The sequence below is a fragment of the Staphylococcus parequorum genome, assembly GCF_039237145.1.
Classification (GTDB): domain Bacteria; phylum Bacillota; class Bacilli; order Staphylococcales; family Staphylococcaceae; genus Staphylococcus; species Staphylococcus equorum_A.
In genome coordinates this window covers 1,535,579-1,552,128 of the sequence record NZ_CP150682.1, presented here as the reverse complement: position 1 = coordinate 1,552,128, position 16,550 = coordinate 1,535,579, and the positions used below count along the sequence as shown (strand labels likewise).

The window sequence follows — 16,550 nt, the reverse complement described above, 5'->3', positions numbered from 1 at the left end:
TTTCAAGACTATCTTTGTTTTTTCAATCTAATCTCATCAAGTAAATTCCAAATGAATTCTTCTTTTTCTAATGTTTCTTGATCTTGGGAACCATATTTACGTACATTCACTTCATTATTTTCTACTTCTTTGTCCCCTACAACAAGTTGATAAGGGATTTTTTGCATTTGCGCTTCTCTGATTTTATAACCCATTTTTTCATTACGGTCATCAATTTCAACTCTAACACCTTGAGATTTAAGCTCGTCTTGAATGTGTCTAGCATAATCATAATGTAAATCAACATTAACAGGTATGATTTCTACTTGTTTTGGCGCTAACCAAGCAGGGAATGCGCCTTTTGTTTCTTCAGTCAAGAATGCAACGAAACGCTCCATAGTAGATACTACACCACGGTGAATGACTACTGGTCTATGCTGTTCCCCATCATTACCAATATAAGTTAAATCAAATTTTTCTGGTAATAAGAAGTCTAATTGGGCAGTAGATAATGTTTCTTCTTTACCCATAGCAGTTTGAACCTGTACGTCAAGTTTCGGACCATAGAATGCTGCTTCACCTACTGCTTCTTCATAATCTAAGCCAAGTTCATCTACCGCTTCTTTCAACATACTTTCTGCTTTGTTCCACATGTCATCGTCATCGAAGTATTTTTCTTTATCTTCGGGATCTCTGTAACTTACACGGAATTTATAATTCTCAAAGTTGAAATCCTTGTATACATCAACAATTAAATTTACAACACGTTTGAATTCTTCTTTAATTTGGTCCGGACGTACAAAAATATGCGCATCATTTAATGTCATTCCGCGGACACGTTGTAAACCAGAAACCGCGCCACTCGCTTCATAACGGTGCATAGTACCTAATTCAGCAATTCTAATAGGCAATTCACGATATGAATGTGGTTTATTTGCATAAATCATCATATGGTGTGGACAGTTCATTGGTCTTAAGACCATTTCTTCGTGTTCATCTAATTTCATTGTTGGGAACATGTCTTCTTGATAATGATCCCAATGGCCTGATGTTTTATACAAATCAACGTTAGCCATCACTGGAGTATAAACATGGTCATAACCCATACTTACTTCTTTATCTACAATATAACGTTCAATTTCACGACGTATTGTAGCACCATTAGGCAACCAAAGTGGCAAACCTGCACCTACTAAAGGATTGTTAGCGAACAGTTCTAAATCTTTACCAATTTTACGGTGATCACGTTCTTTTCGTTCTTCCAACATTTTCAAATGCGCTTTCAGTTCTTTTTTATCGAAAAATGCTGTGCCGTATATACGTTGTAACATTTTATTATCACTGTTTCCACGCCAATATGCACCAGCTGTTGATAATAATTTAAATTCTTTTATTTTAGAAGTAGATGGCACATGAACACCACGACATAAATCAGTGAACTCTCCTTGTGAATATAGCGTCACATTTTCATCTTCTGGAATAGCATCAATTAATTCTTGCTTATACGGGTCGTCTGAGAAAAATGTTTTAGCTTCATCTCTCGAAACGACTTTACGTTCTATTGGATAGTTTTCATTAACAATTTGCTTCATTGTTTTTTCTATTTTTTCAAAATCATCTGATGAAATACTTTCTTCCATATCAAAGTCATAATAAAACCCACCATCAATTACCGGACCAACGCCAAAATGAACATTACCATATAGACGTTTTAAAGCTTGAGCCATAAGATGTGCAGTAGAATGACGTAACACTTCTAGCGCTTCATCAGAACCAGGTGTAACGATTTCAATTGATCCATCTTCGTCAATTGATCTAGTTAAATCTATGAGTTGTCCATTTAATTTACCAGCTACAGCTTTTTTTCTTAATCCTGGACTTATAGAATGTGCAATATCTTCTGTAGTTGTACCTTTATCAAACACTTTTGAATTGCCATCTGGAAATTTAATATTTATTTGCTCCATAAAAAACCCTCCTATTTATTCAAGCACTTAAATCAAAATGAAATGACGTTTATACTGAATTAGACTCAAAAAAACAAAAAGACCCCATCCCTAAAAAGGGACGAGGTCTTCGCGGTACCACCCTAAATTAAAGTTATGATGTATTTGATATACATAACTTTACTCTACGTAAGATAACGGTCTTGAGCCGGATGTTCATTACAACATCATTTTATAAAGTAGTAACGAATAAACTTACTTACCAGCATCTCATCTTTTACTGGTTCTCTGTGAAGTAGTGGTTTATTCATCTCGTCTTCATTTCATTTTTTATGATTTAGATTTAAGTTTATTATACAACATTTATTTTAGATTTCAATCGTTCCTGTAATTTTTTCCTTCTAAGAAATAAGGTGTTGATAATGTTTTGATTCTTTCCATTATTCTTGCGGACTTTGTTTTTTCTGTACCGTCTCGTGTAACAGAGAGGTGATATTCTAATTCTTCAAAACTTAAATTAGAACTGAAAAATGTAGGTAACTCTTGAACCATACGATAATGTAGCAATGGTCCAATCACTTCATCTCGTGCCCATGGTGTGATGTCTTCAGCGCCTATATCATCTAACATTAATATATTTGCTTCTCTCACTCTAGAGAGTTTTGTTTCAAAAGTACCATCTTTAAACCCGCCTTTAAGCGAACGAATAAATTCTGGTAAATAAACAATTGTAGATGGTATCTTTTCAGTTTTTAATTGATTTGCAATTGCGCCAAGGATAAATGATTTACCAGTACCAAATGGACCATGTAAATATAAACCTTTAATTTGGGTCTCTTTATTTGTTATTTTTTCACAAATTTGGTTAGCAGCCATTGCGACATCTAATCTATCTCTTCTATCCATATATATATCTTCAAGTTTTGCATCTAGTGTGTCACGTTGCATATGGTGCGACGTAATTAAATGTTTATTAAACCGTTCTTCATCATGTTTAATTTTACAAGGACAAGGTAAGTAGCGAATTTTTATATGATTATGTTCGATATATAATTCAGGAATATGACCTGTAACAAAATTGGGACAGTCTTTTAATTTATGACCATCATAACGCTTTTCTTGATCTTTATATTCTTGTAAAATATTCAAATCTTCATCTATCATTGCATTCGTCAATTCAGCTTTATGTGACTCTAGAAACTGTTTAACGTCTGGATCATTGACGACATCTTTTTTTATTTTGGCAATTTTTTTTGATAAATCGTTAGAATCGCCCATAATTTGATTAAAAGGTTTCATTTATTTGTCCTCCTTCCATCTATCTTTAAGTTGATTTAAAAACTGTTCTCTATCATTCTTCAATTTTTCATCATCTTCATTATTATTTGAAGTGTCAGTTTCTGCTTTGTTATCTCGCTCTTCTAACCATTTAGGCGTCATCTCTCTCGATGCCAGTTGTTTTTGTTTATAATAAGGTTTAGATGACTTGTTTTCAGTCTTAGGTTGATTCACTTTTATCGCGTATTGATATGCTTGTTCCGCTGTTTTGATACCTTTTTTCTTCCAATTGGATGCTATTTCAAAAATATAAGTCTTAGGTAGCTTCATATCTTCTTTCAACATCACAAATTGTAACAGTATATTAATGACACCGAATGACAATTGTTCACGTTCTACTAACTCTTCAATCATATATTTTTGTTGTGTTGTCGGTTCAGATTCTGACCAAGATGCTAACATATCTATTGGACTTGTTTCTTCTAACTGTTTTAACCATGTAGCAGAGTTATCCTCATTTTGTGTTTGGTTTTGAGTTTGGTTATCATTCTGCGTTTGATCAACTTGGGTTGTGTTATCTGCATAATTGTTAGTTTTTATATTTAAAGATGGCATTTGTTGTTCATGCTCCATCAAATAATAAGTTCTTGCATGTTTTCTTAATTCTTCAAACGAAAGTTCTTGTGCGCTTGTTATAGATTTTAAAATGATGCGCTTCATCGGCTCAGGCGTTAAACCATATAAGGTCGCGATTTGTGTGATTAAAGCTTTTGCTTCTTTATCTATAATTTTTGTGCTAATAAAGTGATTTTGTAATAAATCATATAGTGTTTCAAAATCAAAGTGCACTTGTGACAAGTTTAAACCTTCATATGCAGTTTCACTTTGGATTTCATTTGTATCGTTATCTAAGGACTTATTAGGCACCTTAAACACATCAGTGAAATTGCGTGTCACATCTTGATATTTACTAAAGTCAATTTGCTTTTTATGTTCAAAATGGCGTTTCAATTGTTGATAACGTTGTTTGCTTACTTCACTAAACAAATACACTGATAACATTGGATCACTGAAAAATTGTTTTGCTGAGGGTGGTTGAACAAGCTGATAAACAAAAGACGAATGCTGTGCATCATGATTCACTAATGTTTTAACTAAACCAATACCCTCTAATAAGTCCATATCTTTTCTAAATTCTAATAAATTAATCTTTAACTCACTCATAATTATATAGTGCGTCAATACAGAATCCGCTTCATATTCTACAAACTGATTCAAATAATGATATAAACCAATTGCATTTGCACCAATCATTGGTGTGAACAATCTATTTAAAATTTCTAGATGCTTACTGTTCAAATAGAAATTTCGCACAACAGTAAAATTATCATGTGGTCTCAAACCATAATCATATGATTGTAACCCCATTTAAGAATCACTCCGTTTATTTCCAGCTAAAATACCTTGCATAGATTGTAATAGTTGATCTACATCCTTAAATTCTTTATATACAGATGCAAATCTAACATATGATACTTGATCTACGTGCATAAGCAAATTCATCACATGTTCTCCAATTTCTCTTGAAGAAATTTCTGCATGTCCGTCATCACGTAACTTCCATTCAACGTTATTCGTAATATCTTCTAATTGTTGATAACGTACTGGTCTTTTTTCACATGAGCGTACCAATCCATTTAAAATCTTTTCACGTGAAAATTGTTCCCGCGTACCATCTTTTTTCACCACAATAAGTGGTCTTTTTTCTATATGTTCAAAAGTTGTGAATCTCGTACTACACTTTTCACATTCTCTTCTACGTCGAATCGCATTAACTTCATCTGCATGTCTAGAGTCTACAACACGAGAATGAGTCGAATTACATTTCGGGCATTTCATCGAATTATCACCCTCTCGTTTTGATTACTTATCATTATACTATAAATATGTATGTCACAAAAGAATCACTATGATACATGTAAAATACTTAATGCATTATGTAATTTTTATCACTAACATCCCAAATATTGTTAGAAATTAAAATACTTATCACGTCTCCCTGACAGTAAGTTTAACATGCTCAGTAAATTCATCATTGTCTATTTCTACAATCATCTATTATATAGGTTTAAACGACAAAATGAAAACTCCTTTCAAAGTAGGCACTATCAATGTGCATCACTTCAAAAGGAGTATACATAATACTTTCTATTATAATGTCGTATAGTCTAAACATGGTAGTTTCTTAAAATTTAATCAAATAGATTATTATTAACTGTTATAAATGTGTACTTTAATTTGTGACAGCACCAACATCATTTTTGAGTAATTGACCTATTTGTTCAGCTACATCTACTACTCTATTTGAATAACCCCATTCATTATCATACCACGCGATTACTTTAACTTTATTATCACCCATAATCATTGTACTTTGTGTATCAATAATTGCTGAATGTGGGTTTGTATTAAAGTCCATAGATACTAAAGGTGCATCTTCAGTTGCAATCACACCGTCTAAGTCATTATCTTTAAATGCTTGATTGACTTGTTCAGCCGTTACATTCGTGTCTAAATCAACGACTAAATCCACTAATGAAACATTCTTCGTCGGTACTCTTAATGCCATACCGTGCAATTTACCATCTAATTCAGGTAGAACTTCTGTTAGTGCTTTTGCAGCACCTGTTGAAGTTGGAATAATACTTTCATTGCAAGAACGCGCACGTCTTAAATCTTTATGCGGATTATCTATATTATTTTGATCATTCGTAATGGCATGAACCGTTGTCATTAAACCGTTTTGTATACCAAATTGGTCATTTAATACTTTTGCAACTGGACCAATACAGTTTGTAGTACATGAAGCATTGCTAAATATGTCATACTCTTCAATGTTTAATTGCTCATTATTAACACCTTTGACAATCATTTGGACTTCTCCACCTTTAGATGGGCCAGTAAGCAATACTTTTTTAGCGCCTGCATTAATATGTGCAACAGCTTTATCTCCATGATTGAATTTTCCAGTAGCTTCAATAACGATATCGATGTTCAGCGTTTCCCAAGGTAAGTGCTCAGGATTTCTTTCCGCTACAAGCTTAATCTCATGATTATCAACTTTGACGCCATTTTCTATAGGCTCTACTTTTAAATCATAAGCACCATGAGTTGTATCATAATTAATTAGGTGGGCAATCGTTTCAGGAGGGTAGCTCGCATTAATTGCTACTACATTTAAATCCTTATTTTTCAAAGCGATTCTTAATACCATTCTTCCTATTCTACCCATTCCATTAATTGCAATATTTGTCGTCATTCAAAGCACCCCTTGTTTTTGTGTTATACTTTATGGAAATAGTATAACATAAATAAAAGTACAAGAAAGCGTTTTCTAAAATAAATTTAAAAAAATTTAAATTCCGCATACCTATGAACTTAAAGAGCCCTTTTCATAATAAGTTTATCCAAATAATTTAACTTCATATTGAAAAAGTACCACTCAAACTTAAATTATAAGTTGAGTAGTACTTCAGAATATACTTATTAAACCATACTAATGTATATTAAATCAAGCTTACGAAAATCATCATTTAAAGACTCATGATTTATTGCGCCTCTTCTTCAGTATTGTTGTGAATATAACCTTCCTCTACGAGCAATTGTTCTAAGTTCTGTTTCAATTCTAATTTCGTATCACGGTTATCAATTTCACGATCCGCCATTCTACGTTTTTTATCAATTGAAATTTGGCTATAAACGCGTGCTTTCGCATCTTCCATTGATAAATCATTACGTTCCATCAATCTATCAATTTGTATACTTTCAGAAGTGTATACTAACCAAACTTCATCCACAGTATCTTGTAAGTCATTTTCAAATAATAACGGAATATCCATAATTACGTTATAGCCTTGCTCAAGATAAGCTTCTTTTTCTTGTTCCATGATATCTCTAACAATAGGATGAACAATTTCATTTAATTCCAATCTTTTCTCTGGATGATTAAATATGACATCTCCTACATATGATCTATTCATATTGCCATCTTCATCTATTGCTTCTTCTCCAAATGCTTCTTTAACTTGTTCTAGTCCTTTAGTACCTTTTTCTACTGCTTGGCGTGATGCAACATCTGCATCTACGACTTTAAAACCATGTACGGTTAATAATTCCGAAACACTAGATTTACCTGATGCGATACCACCTGTTAGTCCTATAACTTTTGGCATAATATCACTCTTCCTTTATTTTTGACATGTAGCGCAGAAATGACTATTTCTCGTTGCAATAACTTGAGTTTCAATATCACTTCCACACACTTTACATATCTTTTGTTTATAAACATTAAGATGTAATTGCATCGTACCTGTACTACCGTCTGCATGACGATAATCAGATATGCTCGTTCCACCATATTTTATACCCGCTTCTAATACATCTCGAACATAATAAAATAATATTTCTCGTTCTTGATTATTTAACTCTTTTGATAGACGCGCTGGATGGATACCTGCTCTAAAAAGCGCTTCACACGCATAAATGTTACCACAGCCCGAAATGACCCGATGATCTAAAATCATTTGTTTAATTGGCTTGTTCTGGTAAAGTTTTTTATTAAACCATGATAAGTAATGTGGCATTGCTTCTTCATCAAATGGTTCTGGAGCGATTTCTAAAAATGATGGATACGCTTCAAATGATGGCACATTTCTAATTTCACCGAAGCGGCGAATATCAGAATAGACAAGCAACTTATCATTATTTAATTTAAATATAACATGCCAATGTTTACGATAATTTGGAACACTAATATCTTCTATTTTATCGACTACAAAGAAACCACCAGCCATACCCAGATGGCTAATGAGTATTCTTTCTTCACCGTCTTTCTCTAAATAGAAAACGATATACTTACTTCGTCTATCTATATCATTTATTGTAAATTGCTCAGTAAAGCGTCTAAACGTATCTAATTCTAAACCTTTAATTATTGTTTCACGTTTGTTTGCTTTACCTTCATGCACTTTGTCAGAAAAAGTAACTGATTCAATTGTTTGTCCTTTAACAAAAGGTTTAATACCTCTTTTTACATGTTCTACTTCTGGTAACTCAGGCAATATAATACCCTCTTTCTATTTTGCATCGTACCATGTTTGACCATAGCTAGATTCAACTTTTAATGGTACATCTAACTCTATCGCATTGTCCATAATCTTTTCAATAAATTTTTCAAATGCTTCTACTTCTTCTTTAGGTACTTCAAAAATCAATTCATCATGCACTTGTAATAAAAGTTGCGCATGGAAATCCGTATCTTTAACTTCATTTGCAAAATTAACCATGGCTAATTTAATAATATCTGCAGCTGTACCTTGAATTGGTGTATTCATTGCGGTTCTTTCTGCAAAACCTCTTAAATTAAAGTTTCTACTTGTGATATCAGGTATATATCTACGACGATGTAATAATGTTTCAACATAGCCCTGAGCTTTACAGTCTTTAACAATATCTTCCATATATTGTTTAACACCAGGGAAACTATCTAAATAATCATCAATAAATTGTTTGGCTTGTTTTCTTGTTATGCCTAAACTTTGGCTTAGACCATAATCACTTATACCATAAACAATTCCGAAATTCACTGCCTTCGCTTGTCTACGCATCGTGCCATCAACTTCATCTGGTTGCACATTGAATACTTTCATAGCTGTAGCTGTGTGAATGTCTTCATCATTAATAAATGCTTGTTTCATACTTTCATCTTGCGTGATGTGCGCCAATACCCTTAATTCAATTTGCGAGTAATCGGCTGCAAATATGACATTATTTTCATCTGTAGATTTAAACGCTTTTCTAATTTTTCTACCCTCTTCTAAACGAACAGGTATATTTTGTAGGTTAGGATCAATAGATGACAATCTACCAGTTTGTGCTAGCGTTTGGTTAAAACGTGTATGAATACGATTATCCTCAGCAATTACTTTTTGTAATCCTTCTACATACGTAGATTGTAATTTAGCAAGTTGTCTATATTCAAGGATATGTTCAATAATTGGATGTTCACCTTGTAATTGTTCTAACACATCTACTGCTGTGGAATAACCAGTCTTCGTTTTTTTAATTACAGGTAACTCTAATGTTTCAAATAATACAACACCTAACTGTTTTGGTGAATTGATATTAAACGGCTCTCCTGCAGCTTCATGTATATTTTTTATTAACACATCTAATTTACTTTGAATCTCTTTTTCCATTTCTTTTAAATCATCAGCAACTGTATAAATACCTGTTTCTTCCATTTCACTTAAAATGCGTGCCAATGGTAACTCTAAATCATATAGTAAATCTGTTTGGTTATATTCATCTAGTTGTTCTGCCATTTTAGGTTTAGTCGCACTAATTGCTTCTATAATAGTTGCTACATGATGATTCAGAACTTCATCTTCAGGCAACTGTCTTTTTTTGCCTTTACCATAAATAGCGATGGTTTGTTGTACGTAATACTGACCATAATTCGTAACAACTGAATTGACGTCATCTATTGTACGGGATGGATCAATAATATAACTTGCTAACATCACATCAAACACAATGTGCTTAATCGCGATATCTAATCTATGTGCGACGACATATGATTTTTTAGCATCATATACATTCTTTTCTGTAGTACTATCTTCTAACCATGCAATAAGTTCTGGATAATCATGCATCTTATGTGCATCAATAACAACATGGTGTGTGCCATCATATAAAGCAAATTTTAATATGTCATCTTTTAAATAATTAGAACCATCTAACTCAAAATGTATAGCTGCGGCAGCCAAGTTGTTAAAATCAACCTGTGCAAAATCACTCACTGTATTGATTTCCATTTCTTCAACACTTGAGCTACTACCATCAACATCTATTTGGTCCAACAATTGTTTGAACTCCAATTTTTTAAATAATTCAATTTTATCATTTGTATCTGGATTTTCTTGTAACTTAGTCTCGTTTAAGGATACTTCAATTGGACTTTCACAATTAATTGTCGCAAGTTCCTTACTCATTAAAGCATCATCTTTACTATTTTCAAGTTTCTCTTTTAATTTCTTACCTGACACTTCATCTAGGTGTTCATAGACATTTTCAACATTTGAAAATTGCTTCAATAATTTAATTGCTGTTTTCTCGCCAACACCTGCAACACCTGGAATATTGTCCGAAGCATCACCCATTAAGCCTTTCATATCAATAATTTGTTCTGGAACCAAACCATCATATTTTTCGGCTATAAATTCCGGCGTGTAATGATCAACGTCTGTTACACCTTTTTTAGTATAATAGATTGTCACGTCATCTGTAGCAAGTTGTGTTAAATCTCGGTCACCAGTTACGATAATCGTTTGGAATTTTTCTTCATTTGCTTGTTTACTCAGCGTACCGATAATATCATCCGCTTCATAATTGTCTAACTCATAGCGCTTAATTTGATAAGCATCTAATAATTGTCTGATATAAGGAAATTGTTCACTTAATTCAGGTGGTGTTTTTTGACGTCCACCTTTATATTCACTATATTGTGAGTGTCTGAACGTTGTCTTTCCAGCATCGAATGCAACTAAGAAATGTGTAGGCTGTTCTTCTTTTATAATTTTTTCAAGCAACATTGCAAAACCGTACACGGCATTGGTATGAATACCTGCTTTATTTTGTAACAATGGCAAAGCGTAAAAAGCTCTAAAGCTAAGACTGTTACCATCAACTAAGATTAATTTATTCAATGTTTTAACCTCCAACACATATTTACTATCCATTTTATCATAAATTATGACCCTATCCGTATTGATACGACATATCTTCTGATTTTCATAGCAATATAAAAAGTCGACCTAACAACATTAAGTTAATTAGATCGACTATCAATTTGATATTATACAACAATTGTTCATTTAAAGTATACTTACTCTGTTTCAAAAAATGTAATTCTAAACGTCGAGCCTTCATTTGGACTACTAATGACGTTAATTCTACCATTATGGGCTTCCATAATATGTTTTGTAATCGATAGTCCTAAGCCCGTACCACCTGAATCTCTACTACGTGCTTTATCTACTCTATAGAAGCGTTCAAAAATATGTTTTTGATCTTCTTCACTGATCCCCATACCAAAATCTTCTACTTCTAGTATACGTTTATTACCTTCTTTATATACACGTACAATGACTTCATCCGATTCCTTAGAATAACTAATTGCATTTGATAACAAATTGATAACAACTTGTGAAACTTTATCCTTATTTGCATCAATGACAATATCAGGCGTCACTTCATTTAAAATGGTTATATCTTTACTTTCAGCAATCGTCTGCATATTTTTTATCGTTAACTCAGCAATGTCAGACAAACTGATATATTCTGTTTCTATTTCAGATTGTTGTTCGACATGAGATAAATCTAGTAAATCAAAAACTAAGGTTTCTATGCGATCAGATTCTTTAGAAATGATTTGTAAAAAGTCATTTAATGCCTGTTCATCATTTTTCGCCCCATCTAATAATGTCTCAGCAAATCCTTTTATTGAAGTAATAGGTGTTTTTAGTTCATGTGATACATTCGCTACAAATTCACGACGCAAATTTTCAAGCTTTTTAAGGTTCGTGATATCATGCATAACAATAACCATGCCATATAAATTTTTCTTTGTTTTTGACAAAATTGGCACACAAGCAGTATCAAAATATTTTTGATGCACTTGATCTATGGTTAATTCCACTTGATCATAAATAGGTTTTTCTACTTTAAAAGCATCAGCAATAAGTTTTTGAATTTTAACATCGATAAACTCAACATAACTTTTATGTTCTACTGCTTCTTCAGGCGTAAACAACTCATAATATGCTTTATTTGCTACAACAATTTCACCATATTTATCAATCATTAATATGGAACTTGGAATACTTTCTACAGTTGTTTTTAGTCTATTGGATTGTAGTTTTTGCTTATGGTTTAAACGTTGTAAACGTCTAGCTAATTCATTTGTAGTAACGAACAACTCTCTCGTCTCTTTAACGTTACTTTCAGGTACCCTCACGTGATAATAACCTTCAGCTAAAAGGTTCGTGGCATAAGTTACTTCATTAATAGGTCTAATATATGTTCTATTGATACTTCGAACTACAAAGAAAATAATCACTAAAACAATCAAACCAATTAAAGCAGTGTATTTCCATATTTCAATTTGCAATTCTAAGATTTCATTATTTACACCACTAATCAAAACGTCTTGATCTTTGATTGAAGTTTTAAATGTATATCTTCGATCATCGGCTACTTTATCATAAATTAGTTTCGAAGGAATAGCTTCATTTCTTATATCTTCATTTAACTCAGTACCTTGTTTTGTGGACAACAAGACATCGTTACCTTTTTCAATGACTACAGTAAGTTTCTCACTTTCAGCAATATCTTTGATTTCAGCTATTTTATCATGGTTGTACAAACTAACGAAATGCTCCGAACGATGCTCTAGGTCGCCTTCTTGACCCGTAGTAACCGTGTTATAAATAACATGTGTTATGATTGCGCCTAGCATAATAAAACTAATGATAACGATGGTACATAATAAAAATAAGAGGCGGTGATGAAACTTCAGCATTAAACCTTAGGTCTCTCCAATTTATATCCTAAACCTCGTACTGTTTTGATAAGTTTAGGTTGTTTTGGGTTTTCTTCTAATTTATCTCTTAAATGACTAATATGTACATCCACAATTCTAGAGTCACCCGCAAATTCATAATTCCAAACTGAATTTAACATATGTTCACGTGTGATTACTCTACCCTGTCTTTCGATAAGATATAATAACAGTTCAAATTCTTTTGGTGTTAATTCTAATAGTTCATCTTCTCTATACACTTCAAAATATTCTGGTCTAATTCTGATTGCACCAATAAGTATGTCATCTTCATCATTTTCAATTTGAGCTGCTTCTGTAACCATGGCAGATCTTCTTAAAATAGCTTTGACTCTTGCTACGACTTCTCTTGGTGAAAATGGTTTAGTCATATAATCGTCTGCGCCAAGTTCTAGTCCAAGTACACGATCAAATTCATCATCTTTAGCTGTCAGCATTAAGATGGGTACAAGATTTTTATCAGAACGGATCGTTTTACACACTTCTATTCCATCCTTTTTGGGAAGCATGACATCTAACACAACTAATTCGGGGTTTGTAGCATTAACCTTCTCCAGTGCTTCTTCTCCATCATAAGCTACATCCACTATATATCCAGCTTGCTCTAAATTATATTTTAATAAGGTTACGATTGATTGCTCATCATCTACTACAAGTACTTTTTGTGACATAGTATACCTCCATATTTGTGTTTACAAATTAATTATAACTTATATTTAAATAAAAATAACATACTTTAAATTCTTTTCACATAAACTTTACAATGCCTATATTATAGAAACAAATTAAGTATTCATGAATTTAATGTAATTGTACTGTTAACAATCTGTTGTGCTGTTGATTTTGTTTTACTGAATTTTCCTGAAATTATACGTTAACAAAATCTTAACATTTAATTAACAAGATGAACACTTATATCACTGAAAATATGCAGTTCCCTGAAATCCTCCGTGTTAATTTACATTAAATACTATCCTTAAATTTACAATTTACATTTAAAACTATATGAATTAAATACTCTTTGTGGTGCATTTTTACTAAATCGTGAAAACAAAAAAATACCAACAAAATCCTAAGATATTGTTGGTAACTTTAAAATCAATACGAATTTATATTATTTGATGTTTTTAATAAGTTCATCTGCAAAGTCAGAAGTAGATACTTCTTTAGCACCATCCATTAAACGGGCAAAGTCGTAAGTTACTACTTTAGAAGCAATTGTTTTTTCAATTGATTCAGTAATCTTATCTGCAGCTTCTTGCCAACCTAAGTGTTCTAACATTAGTGTTGCACTTAAAATTTCAGATGATGGGTTAACTTTGTTTTGTCCAGCGTATTTTGGAGCTGTACCATGTGTAGCTTCAAAAATAGCATGTCCAGTTTCATAGTTAATGTTTGCACCAGGTGCAATACCAATACCACCAACTTGTGCTGCTAATGCATCAGATACATAGTCACCATTTAAGTTCATTGTAGCCACTACATCATGATCTGATGGACGTGTTAAGATTTGTTGTAAGAAAATGTCAGCAATTGAATCTTTAACGATAATTTTGCCTTCTTTTTCTGCTTTTTCTTGCGCTTCGTTTGCTTTGTCTTTACCTTCTTTTTCAACAATTTCATCATATTGCTGCCAAGTAAATACTTTATCACCAAATTCGTTATGTGCTAAATCATAACCCCATTGTTTAAATGCACCTTCAGTAAATTTCATGATATTACCTTTATGCACTAAAGTTAATGATTTACGATTATTTTCTAAAGCGTATTGTATAGAAGCACGTACTAAACGTTCTGTACCTTCTTTAGAAACTGGTTTCACACCAATACCTGATGTTTCTGGGAATCTAATATTTTTAGCGCCCATTTCATTTTGTAAGAATTCAATTAATTTCTTAACTTCAGGAGTACCTTCTTGGAATTCAATACCAGCATAAATGTCTTCAGTATTTTCACGGAAAATAACCATATCAGTGTCTTCAGGACGTTTAACTGGTGAAGGAACGCCTTGGAACCAACGTACTGGGCGTAAACATGTAAATAAATCTAATTCTTGACGTAAAGCAACGTTAAGTGAGCGGATACCGCCGCCAATTGGTGTTGTTAAAGGACCTTTAATAGCAATTAGATATTCATTAATTGTATCAAGTGTTTCTTTAGGTAACCATTCGCCAGTTTCATCGTAAGCTTTTTGTCCAGCTAATACTTCTTTCCATTCGATTTTCTTTTCACCGTTATAAGCTTCTTCAACAGCTGCATCGATTACTCTGCTTGCCGCATTCCAGATATCTGGTCCAATACCATCACCGATAATAAATGGGATGATTGGATTATTTGGAACTGTTAAACCTTCTTGTGATTTTACTATTTTTTCTCCTGACATGTAAAAAAACCTCCGTGTTTTGTTTTATTGATTAAATACTTTTCAAAAATATTGTTTATACATTCATTATTACAATAAAAACTGTAATGAAAATGATTAAACTTATTATCTTTTTTCTATTGGTTCATATTTTCTATCTGTTTCACCAATATACTCAGCTCTTGGACGCATAATTCGGTTATCTCTATATTGTTCTAAGATATGTGCAATCCAACCAGAAGTTCTACTTACCGCAAAAATTGGAGTGAATAAATCATGCTCAATGTTCATACTATGATAAACTGTCGCACTAAAGAAATCCACATTGGCTATTAAGCCTTTTTCTTCTTTCATCTTATCAGCAATTTTAACGGAAATATCAAATAATTGACTTTGACCTGTTTCTGCTGTGATTTTTCTACTCATTTCTTTTAAGTATTTCGCTCTTGGATCACCATCTTTATATACACGGTGTCCGAAGCCCATAATTTTTTCTTTATTTTCAATTTTTTTATCGATGTAATTATCAACTTCATCAATTGATTTCACTTCAGCTAGCATGCTCATGACACGTTCATTTGCGCCACCGTGAAGTGGGCCTTTTAATGAACCAACTGCAGCAACAATGCCTGAATACATATCTGATAATGATGAAACAGCACATCTTGCTGTAAATGTTGAGGCATTCAACTCATGGTCAGCATGTAATACAAGCGCTTTGTTAAACGCTTCAACTTCGATATCTGTAGGTAGTTCCCCTCTTAACATATATAAGAAGTTTCCTGCATAATTTAAATCACTATTTGGTTTTACAACCTCTTTACCTTCTCTAACTCTTGCATATGCTGTAACAAGAGAAGCTATTTTAGCTTGAATACGTATTGCACGTTCCATTGTTTGTTCATCGCTTTCAGTTTCAGCATGTTCATCAAAATGGGCAATATAAGACACAGAAGTTCTTAACGCTGTCATTGGATGCACATTACTAGTAGCGTACTCTTTAAAGTGATTATACACTCTAGGATTTAGTGTCATGTGTTCAAAAAGCTTTTCTTTTAATTCTTTTAATTCTTCTTCATTAGGTAATCGGTAGTGCCATAATAAGAAGACAACTTCTTCAAACTCAGCATTTTGAGCTAAATCATCAATATCATAACCTGCATATGTTAATTGACTATCAATGATAGAACTTACTTTAGTTTGAGATGCAATTACCCCTTCTAAACCTTTTTGTAACTCTGCCATATATAAATTCCCCTTTTCTATTTCGTTATGAAATGGCTTTCATTAACCATTATATCCAATT

The 16,550-nt window shown here is 32.6% G+C and carries 12 protein-coding genes; all 12 read right to left on the bottom strand.

Translation table 11 applies throughout. The features are described from left to right. Positions 1-8: 8 nt before the first annotated feature. The 12 genes from thrS to AAA453_RS07435 all read right to left on the bottom strand — a co-directional run bounded on the left by thrS (position 9) and on the right by AAA453_RS07435 (position 16,489). On the bottom strand, positions 9-1,946 hold the full coding sequence (thrS, locus tag AAA453_RS07490; RefSeq protein ID WP_277575855.1) for a threonine--tRNA ligase: 1,938 nt from the start codon (positions 1,944-1,946) through the stop codon (positions 9-11). 354 nt (positions 1,947-2,300) lie between these two features. Beyond that, positions 2,301-3,224, bottom strand: coding sequence for a primosomal protein DnaI (gene dnaI / locus AAA453_RS07485; RefSeq protein WP_046465535.1), 924 nt, complete (start codon positions 3,222-3,224; stop codon positions 2,301-2,303). Beyond that, positions 3,225-4,631, bottom strand: a complete 1,407-nt coding sequence (locus AAA453_RS07480; RefSeq protein ID WP_427704260.1) for a replication initiation and membrane attachment family protein — start codon at positions 4,629-4,631, stop codon at positions 3,225-3,227. Beyond that, positions 4,632-5,102, bottom strand: a complete 471-nt coding sequence (nrdR, locus tag AAA453_RS07475; RefSeq protein WP_285323343.1) for a transcriptional regulator NrdR — start codon at positions 5,100-5,102, stop codon at positions 4,632-4,634. A 394-nt stretch (positions 5,103-5,496) separates the two neighbouring features. Then, positions 5,497-6,522 carry a type I glyceraldehyde-3-phosphate dehydrogenase gene (gene gap, locus AAA453_RS07470; protein ID WP_046465537.1) on the bottom strand — a complete coding sequence of 342 codons (1,026 nt, stop codon included), beginning with the start codon at positions 6,520-6,522 and terminating at the stop codon, positions 5,497-5,499. 289 nt (positions 6,523-6,811) lie between these two features. Continuing rightward, on the bottom strand, positions 6,812-7,435 hold the full coding sequence (gene coaE / locus AAA453_RS07465; RefSeq protein ID WP_046465538.1) for a dephospho-CoA kinase: 624 nt from the start codon (positions 7,433-7,435) through the stop codon (positions 6,812-6,814). Between the two features lie 15 nt (positions 7,436-7,450). Further along, complete coding sequence (gene mutM / locus AAA453_RS07460; protein WP_285323346.1) at positions 7,451-8,323, bottom strand: bifunctional DNA-formamidopyrimidine glycosylase/DNA-(apurinic or apyrimidinic site) lyase; 873 nt, start codon at positions 8,321-8,323, stop codon at positions 7,451-7,453. Positions 8,324-8,338: 15 nt separating this feature from the next. Further along, the gene (gene polA / locus AAA453_RS07455; RefSeq protein ID WP_069815400.1) at positions 8,339-10,969 is read right to left on the bottom strand and encodes a DNA polymerase I; all 2,631 of its coding nucleotides are present in this window, start codon (positions 10,967-10,969) and stop codon (positions 8,339-8,341) included. A 179-nt stretch (positions 10,970-11,148) separates the two neighbouring features. Next, positions 11,149-12,843 (bottom strand): two-component system histidine kinase PnpS, encoded by a 1,695-nt coding sequence (gene pnpS, locus AAA453_RS07450; protein ID WP_427704258.1) that lies wholly within the window; start codon positions 12,841-12,843, stop codon positions 11,149-11,151. After that, complete coding sequence (locus tag AAA453_RS07445) at positions 12,843-13,553, bottom strand: response regulator transcription factor (RefSeq protein WP_046465542.1); 711 nt, start codon at positions 13,551-13,553, stop codon at positions 12,843-12,845. The genes pnpS and AAA453_RS07445 overlap by 1 nt, the downstream gene beginning before the upstream one ends. A 443-nt stretch (positions 13,554-13,996) precedes the next feature. After that, entirely contained in the window at positions 13,997-15,265 is a 1,269-nt protein-coding gene (icd, locus tag AAA453_RS07440; protein WP_046465543.1) for an NADP-dependent isocitrate dehydrogenase, read from the bottom strand. 105 nt (positions 15,266-15,370) lie between these two features. Continuing rightward, on the bottom strand, positions 15,371-16,489 hold the full coding sequence (locus AAA453_RS07435) for a citrate synthase (RefSeq protein WP_046465544.1): 1,119 nt from the start codon (positions 16,487-16,489) through the stop codon (positions 15,371-15,373). Positions 16,490-16,550 lie beyond the last annotated feature (61 nt).

Excerpts from the sequence above, each read along its gene's own strand:
- thrS (WP_277575855.1), bottom strand. The coding sequence starts at position 1,946 with ATGGAGCAAATAAATATTAAATTTCCAGATGGCAATTCAAAAGTGTTT.
- dnaI (WP_046465535.1), bottom strand. The coding sequence starts at position 3,224 with ATGAAACCTTTTAATCAAATTATGGGCGATTCTAACGATTTATCAAAA.
- AAA453_RS07480 (WP_427704260.1), bottom strand. The coding sequence starts at position 4,631 with ATGGGGTTACAATCATATGATTATGGTTTGAGACCACATGATAATTTT.
- nrdR (WP_285323343.1), bottom strand. The coding sequence starts at position 5,102 with ATGAAATGCCCGAAATGTAATTCGACTCATTCTCGTGTTGTAGACTCT.
- gap (WP_046465537.1), bottom strand. The coding sequence starts at position 6,522 with ATGACGACAAATATTGCAATTAATGGAATGGGTAGAATAGGAAGAATG.
- coaE (WP_046465538.1), bottom strand. The coding sequence starts at position 7,435 with ATGCCAAAAGTTATAGGACTAACAGGTGGTATCGCATCAGGTAAATCT.
- pnpS (WP_427704258.1), bottom strand. The coding sequence starts at position 12,843 with ATGCTGAAGTTTCATCACCGCCTCTTATTTTTATTATGTACCATCGTT.
- AAA453_RS07445 (WP_046465542.1), bottom strand. The coding sequence starts at position 13,553 with ATGTCACAAAAAGTACTTGTAGTAGATGATGAGCAATCAATCGTAACC.
- icd (WP_046465543.1), bottom strand. The coding sequence starts at position 15,265 with ATGTCAGGAGAAAAAATAGTAAAATCACAAGAAGGTTTAACAGTTCCA.
- AAA453_RS07435 (WP_046465544.1), bottom strand. The coding sequence starts at position 16,489 with ATGGCAGAGTTACAAAAAGGTTTAGAAGGGGTAATTGCATCTCAAACT.